The following is a 14,865-nucleotide window of genomic DNA, read 5'->3' as shown; positions in this document are numbered from 1 at the left end:
TGTTGGGGATTGTCACCAAGATCAACCGCAAAAGTGTGATCGTGCTGGGTGATGATGGCAGAAAACAGTACAAGGTCTCGCCGGGATTACTACGACCACTTCGTGACGTGAAGTAGGTCAACTACGTCGTGGAATGAACGCTTACGTTGGTGCTACCTACTACTTCTGATCAGCTAACAAGCTAATCAGGTAGTATTGGAAGCCGGTGGCCTCAGGGCCACCGGCTTTTTTGTTTTCTGGAATCCAAAGGGTAAGCGATATGGCACAAGAGTTGGAGATCAAATTGAGCCTTGAGCCTGGAGACCTTCCAAGAGCGTTGGACTGGTTGCGGGCTCGGCCTGAGGCTGCACAAGGAAGCCGTAAATCCCTGGTCAATCGTTACTACGACACGCCAGGCGCAGAGCTCAATCATCAAAAGGCTGCGCTCCGGGTGCGCCAGTCCGGAGATCAGTACATACAGACGTTCAAAACCCGTGGTGAGTTCGTTAACGGTGCACATCGTCGCGAGGAGTGGGAGTGGCCGCTTTGCGGGCCTTCGCTGTCGCTGGAATTGCTGGCAGACACACCGCTTGGGAATGGCATAAACCTGGCACGGCTGGCGCCGGTTTTCGAAACCAATTTTACCCGACAGATTGTCATGTTGGACGACGGCGAGGCCCTGATCGAGTGTGCAGTGGATAGCGGCGTTATTATCGTAGGCGACCATCAAAAGCCCCTCCACGAAGTTGAGTTTGAGCTTAAATCCGGCGACTCCTCCCGTCTTTTGGTCTGGGCCGACAGGCTTGCCCGGCATTGCCCGGTTTTTCTCAACCTGATCAGCAAAGCGGAGCAAGGCTATTTCTTGGCGGGAGTGCGCATGCCAGCGCCTGCTATTATTGAAAACGCCGGCGATCAAATCAGCAAGCACGGCGACATGCACCGATTGTTGCATCGGCTAAGCCATGCATGGCTTGAGCACGGTGCCGTATCGCTGGAAGGTATCGATCTTTTGTTGCTTCGCAGGCAGGCAAAAGCGTGCGGCCTGGAGCAAGCTTTTTCAGATTTGGCCGAGTACCTGGCCAAGGGCGGCGCCCTCGGGGGCTTGCTCGGTAAACCAGAACTGGGTCAGTGCCAGCTTGGCTTGTTGGTGCGCGCCCAAAGCAACCGCTAGGGCCCCAGAATGAGGGTGGCGATACTGAAATAAATCATCACGCCGCTCACGTCTGCAATGGTTGTTATGAGCGGTATGCTCGCGGCAGCCGGGTCAACGCCTAACCGATTGAGTAACAACGGCAGCAAAATGCCAATTAGCCCGCCTGCAAGAACAACGGCAATCATGGTAATCGCGACGGTTGTGGCAATGGCGACTTCTGTGCGGAATAGGCCCACTGTCCAAACGGTCACAGCCATGGTCAGGCCCAGGGCGGTTGCCACCAGCAACTCTTTTTTAAACAGCCGGGCCCAGTCACGGTTTACCACGTCTCCCGTTGCAATGCCGCGCACCACCAGGGTGGCCGATTGTGCACCTGCGTTTCCGGCGCTTGCCACCAGCAGCGGCATAAAAAACAGCAGTGCCAGATGGGCGCCGATAATGCCTTCAAAATGTGCTAAACCGGCACCGGTGAAAATGTTGGCGAATACCAGAATAACCAGCCATTGAATTCGGGAGCGGTAGAGCGAAAAGGGGGAGGCAGTTGTGATACCGGTTTCCAGATTGCTGACCGATCCGCCTTTGTGAATATCTTCGGTGGCTTCCGCTTCGATCACGTCCATGGCGTCATCATACGTAATAATACCTACAAGGCGGTCATGATCATCCAATACTGGCAGGGCCAGCAGATCATACTTGGCGATCAGTCTGGCAACATCGTCTTGAGATGTGTTCGTGTGGGTAGACACCAGGCCCGTCGCAAGCAGGGAATCAATAACCGTGTCTGGCTTCGCGATGATCAACCGGCGCAGGGATACCACGCCCATCAGTATCTGCTCCTCATCTATGACGTAAGACTGATATATCGTCTCTTTGTCTTCTGCTGTTTTGCGCAGAATATCGATGGCTGAGCTTGCGGTAATGCCGGATTCAAACACGGCGTAATCGGTGCTCATCAAAGCGCCCGCGGTGCCTTTGGTGTAGGCCAGCAGGGTGATCAGGTCTTTACGATCATCCTCATCGAGCTTTCTGATCAGCTGCTTCTGACGGGATTCGTCCAACAAATTGAAAAAGCCGACCCGGTCGTCCGATGGCATTTCGGCGGTAAGCAGCGCGAGCTCGGTCAGAGGCGTTGCTTCTGTCAGTAAAAGCTGGGTGTCCGAGTTGGTGTAACCCAGAACCTTTGCACGAAGGGGCAGGGGGAGAGCCTGAAACAGGTCGTTGCTGGTATCACTCTGGCCGTTTTGCTCGAGATTCTGCTCGATAAATTCAGCAAGATCCGCAGCGTTGAACAGATTTGCTGCGTCAACAACCATCTCGCGCTGGCCGGATGCAAGCGCGTCCACCAGCGGCTGATACAGTACGGATTCCATAAACGGTGCCTGATCAAAATTGTTCAGCGGGCAGGAGACGCCGGGGAATCAGGTATGGTCGCATTTTCCTGAAGCTTTCTCCATTTCTCCATAAACATGCGATAGCGCTCCAGCGCGTCTTTTATAACCTCAATATCCGGCGTATCGTTTGATTTGACCAATACAATAAGCCCTTTACCCTCAATCTCGTGTGTTACCGACGGGTGGCAAACAACCTCGTCGTTTATATCGATATAGGCCAGGGCTGTACCAATGCCTTGACGAATCAGCGCGCTGACAATATCCGCCCAATTCAGATCATCAAGCTTCAGGTCGTAGCGATGTGGGTGGTCTTCTTCGTAATTGAACATGTCTTCCAGAACTTTTTCCGAACCTGGGGCAACCACAGAGCGCACCATGATTTCAGGGTACGTGCGAACCGGCCGGATAACCGCGCGAACGCCAAGCGATTTGAGGCGGCTACGATTGGCATCCGTTACGCATTCCACCGTGGTTTTCTGACCAAGATTCAGTTCACACAGGCGATGGGCTATATCAAATGTCAGGCTGTCGGAATGGGGGTCTGACTCGTTTGCCGAGAGCACAACAACGTGTCGTGCACTTCCTGCATGCACGGCTTTCAGTGCATCGGGATCGAATCCGGAGCCATGGAAATGCACGATGCCCAGGTCGGATAACTCTGCAGGGAGGCCACTCGAGAACTCGAGGGTAAGCAGTATGATAGGAACCGTTTCATAGCCTTGTATCGAGCGGATTTGCGTTGCAAAGCGCATGAAGTAGGTCATGCCGCCGTTCTTTGGCGTATTGATAATGACAATATGATTATTCATTTTATAGATCCAGCGTCCGGTAAGAATGCGTTCCCGGCGGTAGAACCGGTACTCGATAAAGTCGCTGACAATAAGGGTCAGCAGCGTGATGGCACCAACGAACATGAGTAAGATAGTGCTAAGTCGGCCTATGTAAGTCACGGGAGCATAGTCACCGTAGCCTACGGTAGCGATGGTGGTCATGGTCATCCACAGCGACTCGAACAAAGTCAGGTCTTCAACCGCCCAAATGATCAGTATCTGGGCGACCAGCAGCCCTAACAGAATCATAAACAGGCGTTTCACCCGCACTCTGATGAGTCCACCCATGGGTATATGGCTTTTCTCATGTTCGGCATTAAGAGGAAAGCGGTTTCTCAGCATCCGGTGTTGGCCTGTTCAGTCTCGGGTAAGTTCGTTATACAGTAACGGAAATATAACAGAGAAACAGGGGTTTGCATTATGTCCGAGCCATGGAGTTGCCTGCCGTTGCCGTTGGCAGAGGATGTTGCTGCACGTTGGGAGTCGATTTTCCCTGACGGCGCGCCGGATTGGCTGCTAAACGACACCCGCATCTCGGTTGACGTTGTTGCCCAGGCCATCGCGAGAAGCCTGTTTTTGAGCCAAACCCTTGAGCGGCACCCGGAGCAGGTGAAAGTTCTTACCGAATCCCGGTTGCTGAGCGAGCCAACAACGCCGGATTACCTTCAGGTTCGCTGTAATGAGTACCTGGTGGATGTGACGGATGAGGCCGGTTTGCACTCGGCGTTGCGCTGTTTCCGGCGGGAAATCCAGTTCCGTATTATCTGGCGAGATCTGATGCGCTGGGCCGCCTTGCCCGAAACCATAGCTGCGACCAGTGCGTTTGCCGAGGTCTGTATTCAGGCCGCTCTGGATTGGCTGCACGGCGAGGCTTGCGAACAGTACGGGACGCCCTGGGGCGTTGATCCGGTGTCCGGTGCAGAGGCGCCGCAGTCGCTGATTGTGATCGGAATGGGAAAGCTGGGCGGGCGTGAGCTGAACGTGTCCTCGGATATAGATCTGATTTTTGCGTTTCCCGGAAAAGGCGAAACCAGAGGTGGCCGGCGTTCACTCGACAATCAACAATTCTTTATTCGCTTGGGCCAACGCCTGATTCAAGCGCTGGATCAGATCACAGCTGACGGCTTTGTGTTCCGCGTGGACATGCGCCTGAGGCCTTACGGGCAGAGTGGCGCGCTTGCGCTGAGTTTCGCCGCGCTGGAAACCTATTACCAGGACCAGGGTCGGGACTGGGAGCGCTACGCCATGGTCAAGTCGCGGGTGGTTGCGGGCGATCTGGACGCCGGTCAGATTCTTATGGAGAGCCTGAGGCCCTTTGTGTATCGCCGATACATTGATTTTAGTGCCTTTGAGTCACTGCGTACCATGAAAGCAATGATTAGCCGAGAGGTTCGCAGGCAGGGATTGGAAAACAACATCAAGCTGGGCAGTGGCGGTATCCGGGAGATCGAGTTTGTGGTTCAGGCCTTCCAGCTTATTCGCGGCGGTCGAGACAGGGAATTGCAACAGCGCGAACTGCTGATCATTCTGAAGGAATTCGAGGCGCTTGAGCTGCTGCCTCAGCACGTCATTAGCGAACTCCGGGAGGCTTATGTTTTTCTTCGCAATCTGGAGCATGCTTTACAGGGTATGGAAGACAAACAGACCCAGCTCTTGCCCGAAGACGATCTTTCGAGGGCGCGAATTGCGCTGATTATGGAGTTTGAAGACTGGCCGCACTGCCAGCAAGCGCTGACGTTGCATCGGGAAAAAGTTGCCACGCATTTCGCCAATATTATCGCCACCGAAGAAGATGAGGCGGATGCGCAGTCAGCTCTTGATGAGCGATGGTTCGAACTATGGCTGGCAGAAGTCGATGAGGCCTCAGACACTGAGTGGTTGGCACAGCATGGCTACGAAGATCCAATCGCAAGCCTGAAGGCAATCAGCAGCCTGCGCGACAGTCGTACGGTTGAGACCATGCAAACCCAGGGGCGCAAACGCCTGAACCAGTTTATCCCCGTTCTGCTGGAGGCGCTAACGGACGTGGAGAACCCATCAGAAACCTTGTCTCGCGTGTTGCAACTGGTTGAAGCCATCTTGCGACGAACCGCCTACATGGTGTTGTTGCTGGAGAATCCGGGCGCCCGAACCCAATTGGTCAAGCTGTGCAGCGAGAGCCCTTTAATTGCGAGGCAACTGGCAGAAACACCGCTGTTGCTGGATGAGCTGCTCAATGCCGAGAGCCTTTATCATCCGCCGGCAAGAGATGAACTTCAGGACGATTTGCGCCAACAAATGCTGAGAATTTCCTATGACGATCTGGAAAGCCAGATGGAGTCACTACGGCACTTTAAAAAAGCGCACTCACTTCGCGTTGCCGCGTCTGAACTCAAGGGCACCCTGCCGTTGATGAAGGTAAGTGATTACCTGACCTGGATTGCTGAAGTTGTCCTTGATCATGTTATTGATGTGGCTTTTGCCAATCTGGCTAGTCGCCATGGCTATCCGGGGCGCGCTGACGGTGCTAATCGTGACACGGATTTTGCGGTTATAGGGTACGGCAAACTGGGAGGTATTGAGCTTGGCTACACCTCGGATCTGGACCTGGTGTTTGTTCATAATGCGAATCCGGAGTTGGTAACGGATGGCGACAAGCCCATTGATAATGCCGTTTTCTATACGCGTTTGGGACAACGGATTGTTCATATTCTCAATGCTCAGACACCGTCCGGGCAGCTCTATGACGTTGACGTGCGGCTGCGACCGTCGGGCAATTCGGGGTTGCTGGTAAGTACACTCCAGGCGTTTGAAAAGTACCAGCGCAAAGACGCCTGGACATGGGAACATCAAGCGTTGGCACGAGCTCGTGGTTTAGCAGGATGCCGCGAAACACTCGCCGGTTTTGAGATCATCCGGCACAACATACTGTGTCTGAGCCGGGATAAAAACAAGCTGCGCCAGGACGTGGTAGAGATGCGTGAAAAAATGCGAGCCAGCCTGGGTACTCCGGAAAGCCGGCGCGAGGAAATCTTCCATATCAAGCACGATTCAGGTGGCATTGTTGATATGGAGTTTATGGTGCAATACCTCGTGCTTGCATGGTGTGAGGAGCACCCGGAACTGACCCAGTGGTCCGATAATATTCGGCAAATGGAGGAGTTGGGCCGCGCGGGTGTGCTGCCGGTGGAGGATGCGGAAAAACTGCGCACAGCGTACATTGCGCTGCGCTCAAGTATCCACCGGCGAGCGTTGCAAAACCTTAACAGCCAGGTTGCCGGTGATGCGTTTGCAGACGAGCGACGCTACATACGGTCTGCCTGGCAGAAAATCATGATCGGGTAGCGGGCCGGGTGTCGTTCTGTCAAAATTTCCTGCTAGAATGCATTTTCCCCGAAAACCGCTTTTTTAGGAGCAACGAAGAATGTCGATGGCTGATCGCGATGGCGTTATCTGGCTGGACGGTGAAATGGTTCCCTGGCGCGACGCCAAAGTCCATGTCCTGACTCACACCTTGCACTATGGCCTGGGCTGTTTTGAAGGCGTACGCGCCTATAACACCGCGAACGGCCCGGCTATTTTTCGCCTGAACGATCACACGGATCGTCTGTTCCGGTCTGCCCACATCCTGAACATGAAAATGCCGTTCAGCAAAGACGAGCTTAATGCGGCGCAGTGCGCAGCGGTTCGTGAGAATAACCTGGACGAGGCTTATCTGCGCCCGATGGTGTTTCTGGGCTCCGAAGGTATGGGTCTGCGTGCGGACAACCTGAAGGTTCACGTAATGGTCGCCGCCTGGAGCTGGCCTTCTTACATGGCCCCGGAAGCGAAGGAAGTGGGCATCAAAGTCCGCACCTCCTCGTATACACGCCACCACGTTAACATCACCATGTGCAAGGCCAAGGCGAACGGCAACTACATCAACTCCATGCTGGCGTTGAACGAAGCTGTCGCCAGTGGTTGTGAAGAAGCACTCTTGCTGGACAACGAAGGCTATGTGGCTGAAGGCTCAGGCGAAAACGTCTTTATTATGCGCAACGGTGTTCTGCACACGCCTGAGTTGACCTCCTGTCTGGAAGGCATCACCCGCCAGACCATTCTGGATTTTGCGGCGGATCTCAACATTCCCGTGAAAGAGCGCCGTATTACCCGCGACGAAGTATACGTCGCAGACGAAGCCTTCTTTACAGGCACCGCGGCAGAAGTGTTGCCGATTCGTGAACTGGATGGCCGCGTTATTGGTGCGGGCAAACGCGGGCCGGTTACGGAGAAGCTGCAGTCGATGTATTTTGATGCAGTTAAAGGGAAACTTCCTGAGCACAGTGACTGGCTGACGCCCGTTAAAAGCTGAGCGCGAATGATCTGTCTATAGCGAGAGCCGCCGTTTGCCATGGAGCAGCCGAGCGGCTTCCTTTTTCCTGAATTCATAACGTTGGCAGGTGCAGAAAATGACTGATGTCATTAAAGTTCCGGTTTCTTTCGGCGAAGTCCTCGACAAGATCACCATCCTTGAGATCAAATCCGAGCGCATCAAGGATGAGGCGAAGGTGCGAAATGTCCGGCTTGAGCTGGATGAGTTAAGCGTGACCTGGAACGAGGCGGTAACAGACCAAAGCACGATTGCAGAATTGCGCAGGCAGTTGAAAGCGGTCAACGAAGAGCTCTGGGTTATCGAAGACGACATTCGGGATGAGGAGGCAGATCAGAACTTCGGCCCGAAATTTATTGAGCTGGCGCGTGCGGTATATGTCACCAACGACAAGCGAGCGGCATTGAAAAAAGACATCAACCTGGCGCTTGGTTCCCGCTTTGTTGAGGAAAAATCTTATCAGGATTACACCGCGAAAAAATAGAGAATTTCGTTGGTCAGCCTGGCTCATTGACGAGCCTGGCTGGCCGATCTGCTCATCTGTCCCTCCCCCCCCCCAATTGAAACGACCTTCGTTGATTTGACATTTTTCCGACGTTTGCTGAACGCCGTGCTGACAGCTCGTTCGTTAAAGTGTCTGCCATGAGAGAGCATGCGACCTTTAATGCAGATCGAGAACAGGTTTGTGATCTCTTGTTCATGGGGAGGTTTTCTGGGTTGTGGCCTTCCTATGCCGGAGACGCTTACTTTTGTTGATGAGTAATAATTAATAAAAGTTTGTGGCTGTTTTCGTCCGTGATGTCGCTTGGCGCTTAAGCGTTAAGCTACTACTTAGTTGATAATCACATCCAAAGCCACCGAGGATCACAATGAAGACTGACGCTGAATACGCGATTAGCAAAGTTCCAGAAATTACCCTCGGGTTTTGGATTGTAAAAATTCTTGCGACTACTCTTGGTGAAACGGGGGGTGACGCTGTTTCGATGTCGATGAATCTTGGCTATTTTGTTGGAACAGCTATCTTTCTCGCGATTTTTGTTATTTTTATTGCAGCACAAATTAAAGCAAACAAATTCCATCCTTTTCTATACTGGGCAACCATCATTGCCTCGACAACTGTTGGAACAACTCTGGCGGATTATGCAGATCGCTCCTTAGGTATCGGCTATCTGGGCGGATCCACGTTATTGGCGACGCTTCTCGCCACGACGCTCTTCGTTTGGCATCGATCGTTTGGCTCTATTGACGTCAGTTCAGTCGATCGACCCGGAGTCGAGGCATTTTATTGGTTAACCATTATGTTTTCTCAAACGCTGGGTACTGCGCTCGGTGACTGGACTGCTGACTCTGCTGGTCTTGGGTACGTCGGAGCAGCGTATATTTTTGGAGCGGGTCTACTCCTGGTTGCCGGAGTCTACTATTTCACCTCGGTATCACGCACGTTACTTTTTTGGAGCGCATTTATCCTCACTCGGCCTTTGGGAGCGGTGGTCGGTGACTTTTTAGACAAGCCGATTGCTCAGGGTGGTTTAGATTTCAGCCGCTATGCTGCGAGCGGACTGCTATTAGTAGTAATAGCGATTCTTATTGTGGTATTGCCTCAGCGGGCGGCTAAAAAAGCTCATTAGCATGAAAATGTGGTGATCGAGAATTGTATGGAATGGTGGTTTTTTGGAGTGTCCGCTCCCCCTACTTCGGTGGTTTCAAAGATATTGAATTCGAGGAAATTGCCAAGATATTCAATCCATTTCTTGGCGCACTGGAGAAATACTGATTCGTGAACGTCCAGAAAAAGGCACAGAGATCTCCATTGTGTTTACTCGAAAACCTTGGTCCCTTGATGTCAATTACGAAATTGGTCCGGCAAGAATCCGAGATGTAAGTTTGTTGATGAACTAACTGGAAAAAGGAGAATGGATATGCAGGAAAAAGCAGCGCATGTGTTAAACAGAGTTGCAGGACTGACGTTATTTTTCTGGATCGTTAAAATATTATCAACCACCGTTGGCGAAACTGCCGCCGATTTTGTTGCGGTGAATCTTAATGTCGGTCTGATGGGAACAACGCTCCTAATGGGCGTGATTACGGTCGCAGCAATATTCTGGAATTTTAAATTCAAGAGATATTTTGCACCTGCCTATTGGTTTTTAATCGTTATGATGAGTATCGAAGGCACGCTGATAACGGATATTTTAGTTGACGATTTCTCTGTAAGTCTGATCAGTCTGGATATTATATTTTCTATCTTCATGGCCGGAGGATTTTATCTGTGGTATCGATCTGAAGGCACGTTGTCTATTCATGAAATAACAAACGATAAAAGAGAAGCGTTTTATTGGTTGATTGTGCTGATTACATTCGCTCTTGGGACAGGTGTGGGCGATACCGTATCCGAATTAATTAATTTTGGTTACGTGAATTCATTAATGTTATTCGGTGGAATATTTGCCGTTGCTGGTGCGTTGTTTTATGCAAAAGTGTTGGGTGCGGTTTCTGCGTTCTGGATAGCGTTTATCGTTACCAGACCCATTGGTGCATCTTTGGGAGATTTGTTGATTCAAGCACCTGCTGATGGTGGCATGGGGTTTAGTGCGGGAACGATAAATATCGTATTCTTCGCAATAATAATTGCGATTGTCGCGTATCTTACCGTTAGTAAAATAGATGTGACTGAAGGTTCAGAACGACGTTAATCAGGTCTAAAACTCTCATTTCGAGTCCTGGCATTACAGGTTTATCAGGAGGCATATTTTTGTTTTTACGTTATTTTATTGTGTGTAGACGGTATTGGATGGTGCTGGTTTTGCTAGTCGTTCAACTGTTTGCCCAGGTTCACGCGGATGTTCTTCGCGACGGTGAGAGCCTGATGCTGCAGGGTGGTCCTTATGTGTTGCATTGGCAAAAAAACGATAAGGACACCAAAAGAAACTCATGGCCGACGCTGTTGGGTGTTGAATGGGAGAACGCTGACCGTTGGGAACTGGGTGCTGCCGTTTTCAGAAATTCGTTCTACCAAACCAGCGTTTATGTCTACGCTGGCCGGCGCTGGTTTCTTCCCCAGGTTGCCGACGGGCTTTACGTCAAACTGACCGGCGGCCCACTTTACGGTTATCGCGGAGAGTACGAAAAGAAGGTGCCTTTCAACTACAATGGCCTCGGTTTAGCGGTGCTGCCGGCATTAGGCTACCAATACGGAAAGGCAAATTTTCAAACGGTTTTTCTTGGTACGGCGGCCGTTATTTTTACATTTGGCTATGAATTTGATTGAGAAGCCCGTTGAGTATCGCTCATTCGATGTGATGTTAACGGTACAGGTCGTAACCTTTTTCTTTGTACCAGGCCTGCCACTTCAGTTGCCGCCGTAACTTCTTCAGCCGGGATACAGACGCATACGCCTGCAAGTAATCGCCAAACCCCGGCTTTATTCGCGGTGATGTCTCGAGCCTGTCGGCAAAACGGTCATACTCATTCGCCAACGGGTGGAAGCGTACTTTTCTCCAAGGCTTATCCCAGCCGATGTAATGGATGATTCCGGGCGAGAGAGTTGCTTCTTCGATCTCGCTTGGGGAGAAAGCAGCCGTTTGCTCGCTGGGCCGATACAGCCCGGTTTGCTGATTCCACTTAAGATGCAGGTGTTTCCATTTATCGTGCAGTACACCGTTGAGCGCGCACTGATCGTTGGTGCTTATTTTGTCAGGATTCTCTTTTTTGAATCTGAATACTTTTTCCGGTATTCCATCGCGCCGCCAAAGATCCAGGTTGATCAACAGCATGCCGGAATTGAAATACTGGTTTTGGGGAATTCCCAGTTTTTTATAAGTGTGGCCCGACAGGTTTTCGACAGCGCCAATATGGAAATCAGCGATGTCAGTATCCCACAACTCGATGATGTCGCCTTTGACGATCATATCGCAGTCCAGATAGATCAATTTATGCACGGAGTCATCGAATATTTCCGGAATGGAGATTCGATAATAAGCCGATGACGTTATGTGTTTGATTGTCGGCAGGTTGTCGTATCGATCACTGTTGAACGAGACGAAATCCACACCAGAACCGCCCAGTGTCTTAACTTCCTGGTTCATCCGCGCTTTGTTTTCGTCGGAGATTCCACCGTCCAGGCAAAACAGCGAGACACGCTCTGGTGCTGAGCAGTTTGCCAGCAATGAATAGAACAGGACGGTCAGGTGGGGGGCATAATTGTCGTCAGAGCTTGCAACAATGCCAACGGCGTTGGGAGGCAGGCTTCGGAGTTGTTCAGGTGTCATGGCGCGGCTTACTCCGTTGAAATTTTTTGATGGCTGATAGTCGCTTGTGGGACTTCCAGCGTTGTCTCAAGGCGAAAAAGTACCTCAGGTAAACCCTGAACGCGGCATCTGGCGGGGGAAGATCTGCCCAGGGTGTGGTTTCGAGAAGCCTCTTATACTGCGCTTTAAAAGGGTGAAAACAGTAGACTTTCCAGGGCTTCTTTTTGCCGGTGAAATGCACGATTTTTGGGTCCAGAATCGCGTCTTCCATGCTCTGCTGCGTGTAGGAGCTCCCTTCGTGATATTTCTTTACGACTTTGTAAATATCGGACTGCTGATTCCAGTCGGGCATTAGCCGCAGCCAGCGCCCCCGGAGCACCGCATTCAGACTGCACTGATCTACATACTGCAGCTTGTGTGCATTCTCCCGCGCATAATCGGTAACCTGATGATGAATTCCCTCTCGTCTCCAGCCTTCAAGATCAATCAGCAGAACACCAGAGTTAAAGTATTCAGCGCGAGGAAAACCGATATCCTTGCAGGCTCTTGGTGACAGATTCTCAACGGCTGCAGCGAGATGATTTTTCAGGTCCAGTTGCCATAACTCGTCCAGGTTTCCCAGTACCAGCGTGTCGGCGTCTATATAGAGTATCCGGTTAATGTCTAGGGGTATGTACTCGGGCAAATTGATGCGTTGGTAAACGGCTTCCCCATACCGCAGGGTTGGCAGACCCAGGTAGAGTTGGTCATCGGGTTGGTAAATCTCGAGTTGGCCGTTGTGCCGGTCGATGAGATCCTGGAGTTTGCGAATGCTTTGTGGAGAAATGCTGCAGTTAATCAGATGAAACGTAATCGGTGTTCCCGCCGTTGAGGACAGCGCCGATAGCATCATCACGGCAACATAGGGGACATAGTTTTCATCACAACAGGCCGCAACATGGATTCGGCGGGTCATTGGTTTACGTCCTCATCGTGCGACTGAAGATAAAATGAGTAAATAAATCCTCCCACGACGGCATTGATATAGTGCCCTGTGGTGTACAGGATGTATGACTCGAAAAGATTAATGGCCACCCAGAATCCGAAAAAACTGAGGGCAAAAACGAATACATCGTCGGGCATTCGGCCTTTTCGATGGGCGATAAAAGTCGCGACGCCCAGCCAGATTATCATGGCCAACTGAATAGCCGATCCAAGCAGCCCATTGGCCACAAGGCTTTCAACGAATGAATCGTGCATGTGACCGAAGTTTTTCTTGAACCAATCGGAAAAAAAATCGGAGTGGTCGATCAGGTCTTCGGCACTGCCCGGTCCCCAGCCCACTAGCGGACGCTCTTTCAGCCATTCCAGCGCCACTCGCCAGGAAAGTAGCCGAACACCGCGGCTGGTGCGCGGGTCGGAGTTGTAATCCGGAATAGCGAAGTATTGTTCCAAAGTAAGAGTTTGATGGTTAAAAGGATCTTTGAACCGTTCTGAGGTGTTCAGTCCGGCAAGCAACGTACCAAACATGAGTAGGAGTGCGAGAACAACGATGGCTTTGCTGGTCCGTTCTTTATAGATTTTTTTTCTGCTTATCCACATCAGGCTGGCGGTCGTCACCAGGCCAATAGTGCCGGCCATGAAAAGACCGAGCCAGGCTGCGCGAGTCTCGGTGGCGGTAAATCCGAAGGCCACTACGGCGAACGTTAGAACAACAGCAGGCATAGTCGCAAGTCGCCAACGGGATGAGCTGGCGTTGACGGTCCTGGCCATAAAACAGACGATGCCGATCAGGGCCGCGCCAAAGAACATGGCGGTGTGCTGCGCATTGTGGATACCAAAGTCTGTCCGCCTGCCTGCCAGAGCATTGCTCCAATAGTGGGTCCCAACGGTCGTTAGCAAGTAAACGGCAAGCCCGAGTATGCTCAAAAACATAAGGGCCCAACGATAAGGGCGTGCAATAACCCCCAGGCCAAGAGCAACCAGAAACGCCATTATCGGCTTCAAAAAATATCGGGTTTCACGAATTTCCGGATCAATCCCTGGCGGCAAACTGTAGGTGTACCAAAGCCTTGCCAGAATCAGGAAAACCAGCATCGCGACGCACGTCAGGAACAGAGGGTCATGGAGTACGCGGGATCGCAACCCGGTTTTTCTGCCTGCAACAAAAACCAGCCACAGAAAAACCAGAATCATGACGCTCTCTGCGTCACGATACGCTGCAAGAGCGGGAAGATAGGAAAAGATATAGATCGCCAGAGCGGCAACGAACAGTTTTTCGCCATGACTTTTTTGAAACAGCCAGGATGCAGGCTTTGATAAGAACGGGGCCTTAACCATTGGAGAGCTAGACATTGGAGAGTTCTCCCGTTCGTTGCGCGACCCATGCATCAAGCTTCGCGCAGACTTCGTCCACCTCAATCAAATCCATAGCGCCTTCAAACTCTGCTTTTGCTCCCCAGCGGGCCGATGCAACGCTCTTACCGGTATGTATTTCCAATGCTTCATCATAATGGTTAATACACCAGGGCAGAGAGTTGTAAGGGCCGGACCGATCCGGGTTACTCGCGGCATAAAGACCCAAAACATCGGTGCCCATGGCGCTGGCAATGTGCGCAGGTCCGGTGTCTGGCGCAACGACGAGATCAGCGGCCGCCATCAAAGCCGTCAACTGTTTGAGGGTATCCTTGCCGCAGATATTGGTGACAGGTTGCAGCATTTGATCCGAAATCGCATTGCAAAAATCGGTTTCGAAAGCCGCGGGGCTACCAACCAGAATGACGTTCATTCCATGGTGGCTGGCGGCATAGTCAGCCAGTTGCGCGTAGCGCTCCACTGACCAGTTGCGAAGCACATGGCTTGCGCAGGGGCTGATAATGAGATTTTTACGATCCTCCCTCAGGTGAGTCGACGCGAAACTCCGGTCAGCATCTGAAAC

At 51.7% G+C, this 14,865-nt stretch carries 13 protein-coding genes; 7 read left to right on the top strand and 6 right to left on the bottom strand.

What is annotated here, in order from left to right:
• The first annotated feature begins 259 nt into the window (after positions 1 to 259).
• The gene (locus tag ENI00_RS17705; RefSeq protein ID WP_304105371.1) at positions 260 to 1,150 is read left to right on the top strand and encodes a CYTH domain-containing protein; all 891 of its coding nucleotides are present in this window, start codon (positions 260 to 262) and stop codon (positions 1,148 to 1,150) included.
• Here the strand turns inward: ENI00_RS17705 and mgtE are convergent.
• Both mgtE and ENI00_RS17695 read right to left on the bottom strand, forming a co-directional pair.
• Positions 1,147 to 2,502: a magnesium transporter gene (gene mgtE / locus ENI00_RS17700; protein WP_304105368.1), complete on the bottom strand. Its 1,356-nt coding sequence runs from the start codon at positions 2,500 to 2,502 to the stop codon at positions 1,147 to 1,149. The genes ENI00_RS17705 and mgtE overlap by 4 nt on opposite strands.
• Positions 2,503 to 2,525: 23 nt before the next feature.
• Complete coding sequence (locus ENI00_RS17695; protein ID WP_304105365.1) at positions 2,526 to 3,695, bottom strand: potassium channel protein; 1,170 nt, start codon at positions 3,693 to 3,695, stop codon at positions 2,526 to 2,528.
• A gap of 78 nt (positions 3,696 to 3,773) precedes the next feature.
• Here ENI00_RS17695 and glnE point away from each other — a divergent pair, with 78 nt between their 5' ends.
• The 6 genes from glnE (at position 3,774) to ENI00_RS17665 (ending at position 10,969) form a co-directional block, all read left to right on the top strand.
• Positions 3,774 to 6,677 (top strand): bifunctional [glutamate--ammonia ligase]-adenylyl-L-tyrosine phosphorylase/[glutamate--ammonia-ligase] adenylyltransferase, encoded by a 2,904-nt coding sequence (glnE, locus tag ENI00_RS17690; RefSeq protein ID WP_304105362.1) that lies wholly within the window; start codon positions 3,774 to 3,776, stop codon positions 6,675 to 6,677.
• 79 nt (positions 6,678 to 6,756) lie between these two features.
• Positions 6,757 to 7,683, top strand: coding sequence for a branched-chain amino acid transaminase (locus ENI00_RS17685; RefSeq protein ID WP_304105359.1), 927 nt, complete (start codon positions 6,757 to 6,759; stop codon positions 7,681 to 7,683).
• Between the two features lie 97 nt (positions 7,684 to 7,780).
• Positions 7,781 to 8,185 carry a DUF6165 family protein gene (locus tag ENI00_RS17680; protein ID WP_304105356.1) on the top strand — a complete coding sequence of 135 codons (405 nt, stop codon included), beginning with the start codon at positions 7,781 to 7,783 and terminating at the stop codon, positions 8,183 to 8,185.
• A 385-nt stretch (positions 8,186 to 8,570) separates the two neighbouring features.
• Positions 8,571 to 9,329 carry a hypothetical protein gene (locus ENI00_RS17675; protein WP_304105354.1) on the top strand — a complete coding sequence of 253 codons (759 nt, stop codon included), beginning with the start codon at positions 8,571 to 8,573 and terminating at the stop codon, positions 9,327 to 9,329.
• Between the two features lie 285 nt (positions 9,330 to 9,614).
• Entirely contained in the window at positions 9,615 to 10,394 is a 780-nt protein-coding gene (locus ENI00_RS17670; protein WP_304105351.1) for a hypothetical protein, read from the top strand.
• Between the two features lie 59 nt (positions 10,395 to 10,453).
• Positions 10,454 to 10,969 (top strand): sn-glycerol-3-phosphate transporter, encoded by a 516-nt coding sequence (locus ENI00_RS17665; RefSeq protein ID WP_304105348.1) that lies wholly within the window; start codon positions 10,454 to 10,456, stop codon positions 10,967 to 10,969.
• A gap of 34 nt (positions 10,970 to 11,003) precedes the next feature.
• Here the strand turns inward: ENI00_RS17665 and ENI00_RS17660 are convergent, their stop codons facing one another.
• The 4 genes from ENI00_RS17660 to ENI00_RS17645 all read right to left on the bottom strand — a co-directional run.
• Positions 11,004 to 11,969, bottom strand: a complete 966-nt coding sequence (locus ENI00_RS17660) for a glycosyltransferase family 8 protein (RefSeq protein WP_304105345.1) — start codon at positions 11,967 to 11,969, stop codon at positions 11,004 to 11,006.
• A complete protein-coding gene (locus ENI00_RS17655; protein ID WP_304105342.1) occupies positions 11,959 to 12,903 on the bottom strand; it encodes a glycosyltransferase family 8 protein in 945 nt (314 codons plus the stop codon). Before ENI00_RS17655 ends, ENI00_RS17660 begins: the two co-directional genes overlap by 11 nt.
• Complete coding sequence (locus tag ENI00_RS17650; RefSeq protein WP_304105339.1) at positions 12,900 to 14,282, bottom strand: O-antigen ligase family protein; 1,383 nt, start codon at positions 14,280 to 14,282, stop codon at positions 12,900 to 12,902. Before ENI00_RS17650 ends, ENI00_RS17655 begins: the two co-directional genes overlap by 4 nt.
• On the bottom strand, positions 14,275 to 14,865 hold a 591-nt coding region (locus ENI00_RS17645), incomplete at its 5' end, for a glycosyltransferase family 9 protein (protein WP_304105336.1). The genes ENI00_RS17645 and ENI00_RS17650, both read right to left, overlap by 8 nt.

Source organism: Marinobacter antarcticus, from assembly GCF_011049865.1.
Taxonomy (GTDB): domain Bacteria; phylum Pseudomonadota; class Gammaproteobacteria; order Pseudomonadales; family Oleiphilaceae; genus Marinobacter; species Marinobacter antarcticus_A.
This window is presented reverse-complemented; position numbering and strand designations above follow the sequence as displayed.

Bases quoted from the DNA above. Each gene is read 5' to 3' on its own strand.
- ENI00_RS17705 (WP_304105371.1), top strand. From the start codon at position 260: ATGGCACAAGAGTTGGAGATCAAATTGAGCCTTGAGCCTGGAGACCTT.
- mgtE (WP_304105368.1), bottom strand. From the start codon at position 2,502: ATGGAATCCGTACTGTATCAGCCGCTGGTGGACGCGCTTGCATCCGGC.
- ENI00_RS17695 (WP_304105365.1), bottom strand. From the start codon at position 3,695: ATGCTGAGAAACCGCTTTCCTCTTAATGCCGAACATGAGAAAAGCCAT.
- glnE (WP_304105362.1), top strand. From the start codon at position 3,774: ATGTCCGAGCCATGGAGTTGCCTGCCGTTGCCGTTGGCAGAGGATGTT.
- ENI00_RS17685 (WP_304105359.1), top strand. From the start codon at position 6,757: ATGTCGATGGCTGATCGCGATGGCGTTATCTGGCTGGACGGTGAAATG.
- ENI00_RS17680 (WP_304105356.1), top strand. From the start codon at position 7,781: ATGACTGATGTCATTAAAGTTCCGGTTTCTTTCGGCGAAGTCCTCGAC.
- ENI00_RS17675 (WP_304105354.1), top strand. From the start codon at position 8,571: ATGAAGACTGACGCTGAATACGCGATTAGCAAAGTTCCAGAAATTACC.
- ENI00_RS17670 (WP_304105351.1), top strand. From the start codon at position 9,615: ATGGATATGCAGGAAAAAGCAGCGCATGTGTTAAACAGAGTTGCAGGA.
- ENI00_RS17660 (WP_304105345.1), bottom strand. From the start codon at position 11,969: ATGACACCTGAACAACTCCGAAGCCTGCCTCCCAACGCCGTTGGCATT.
- ENI00_RS17655 (WP_304105342.1), bottom strand. From the start codon at position 12,903: ATGACCCGCCGAATCCATGTTGCGGCCTGTTGTGATGAAAACTATGTC.
- ENI00_RS17650 (WP_304105339.1), bottom strand. From the start codon at position 14,282: ATGTCTAGCTCTCCAATGGTTAAGGCCCCGTTCTTATCAAAGCCTGCA.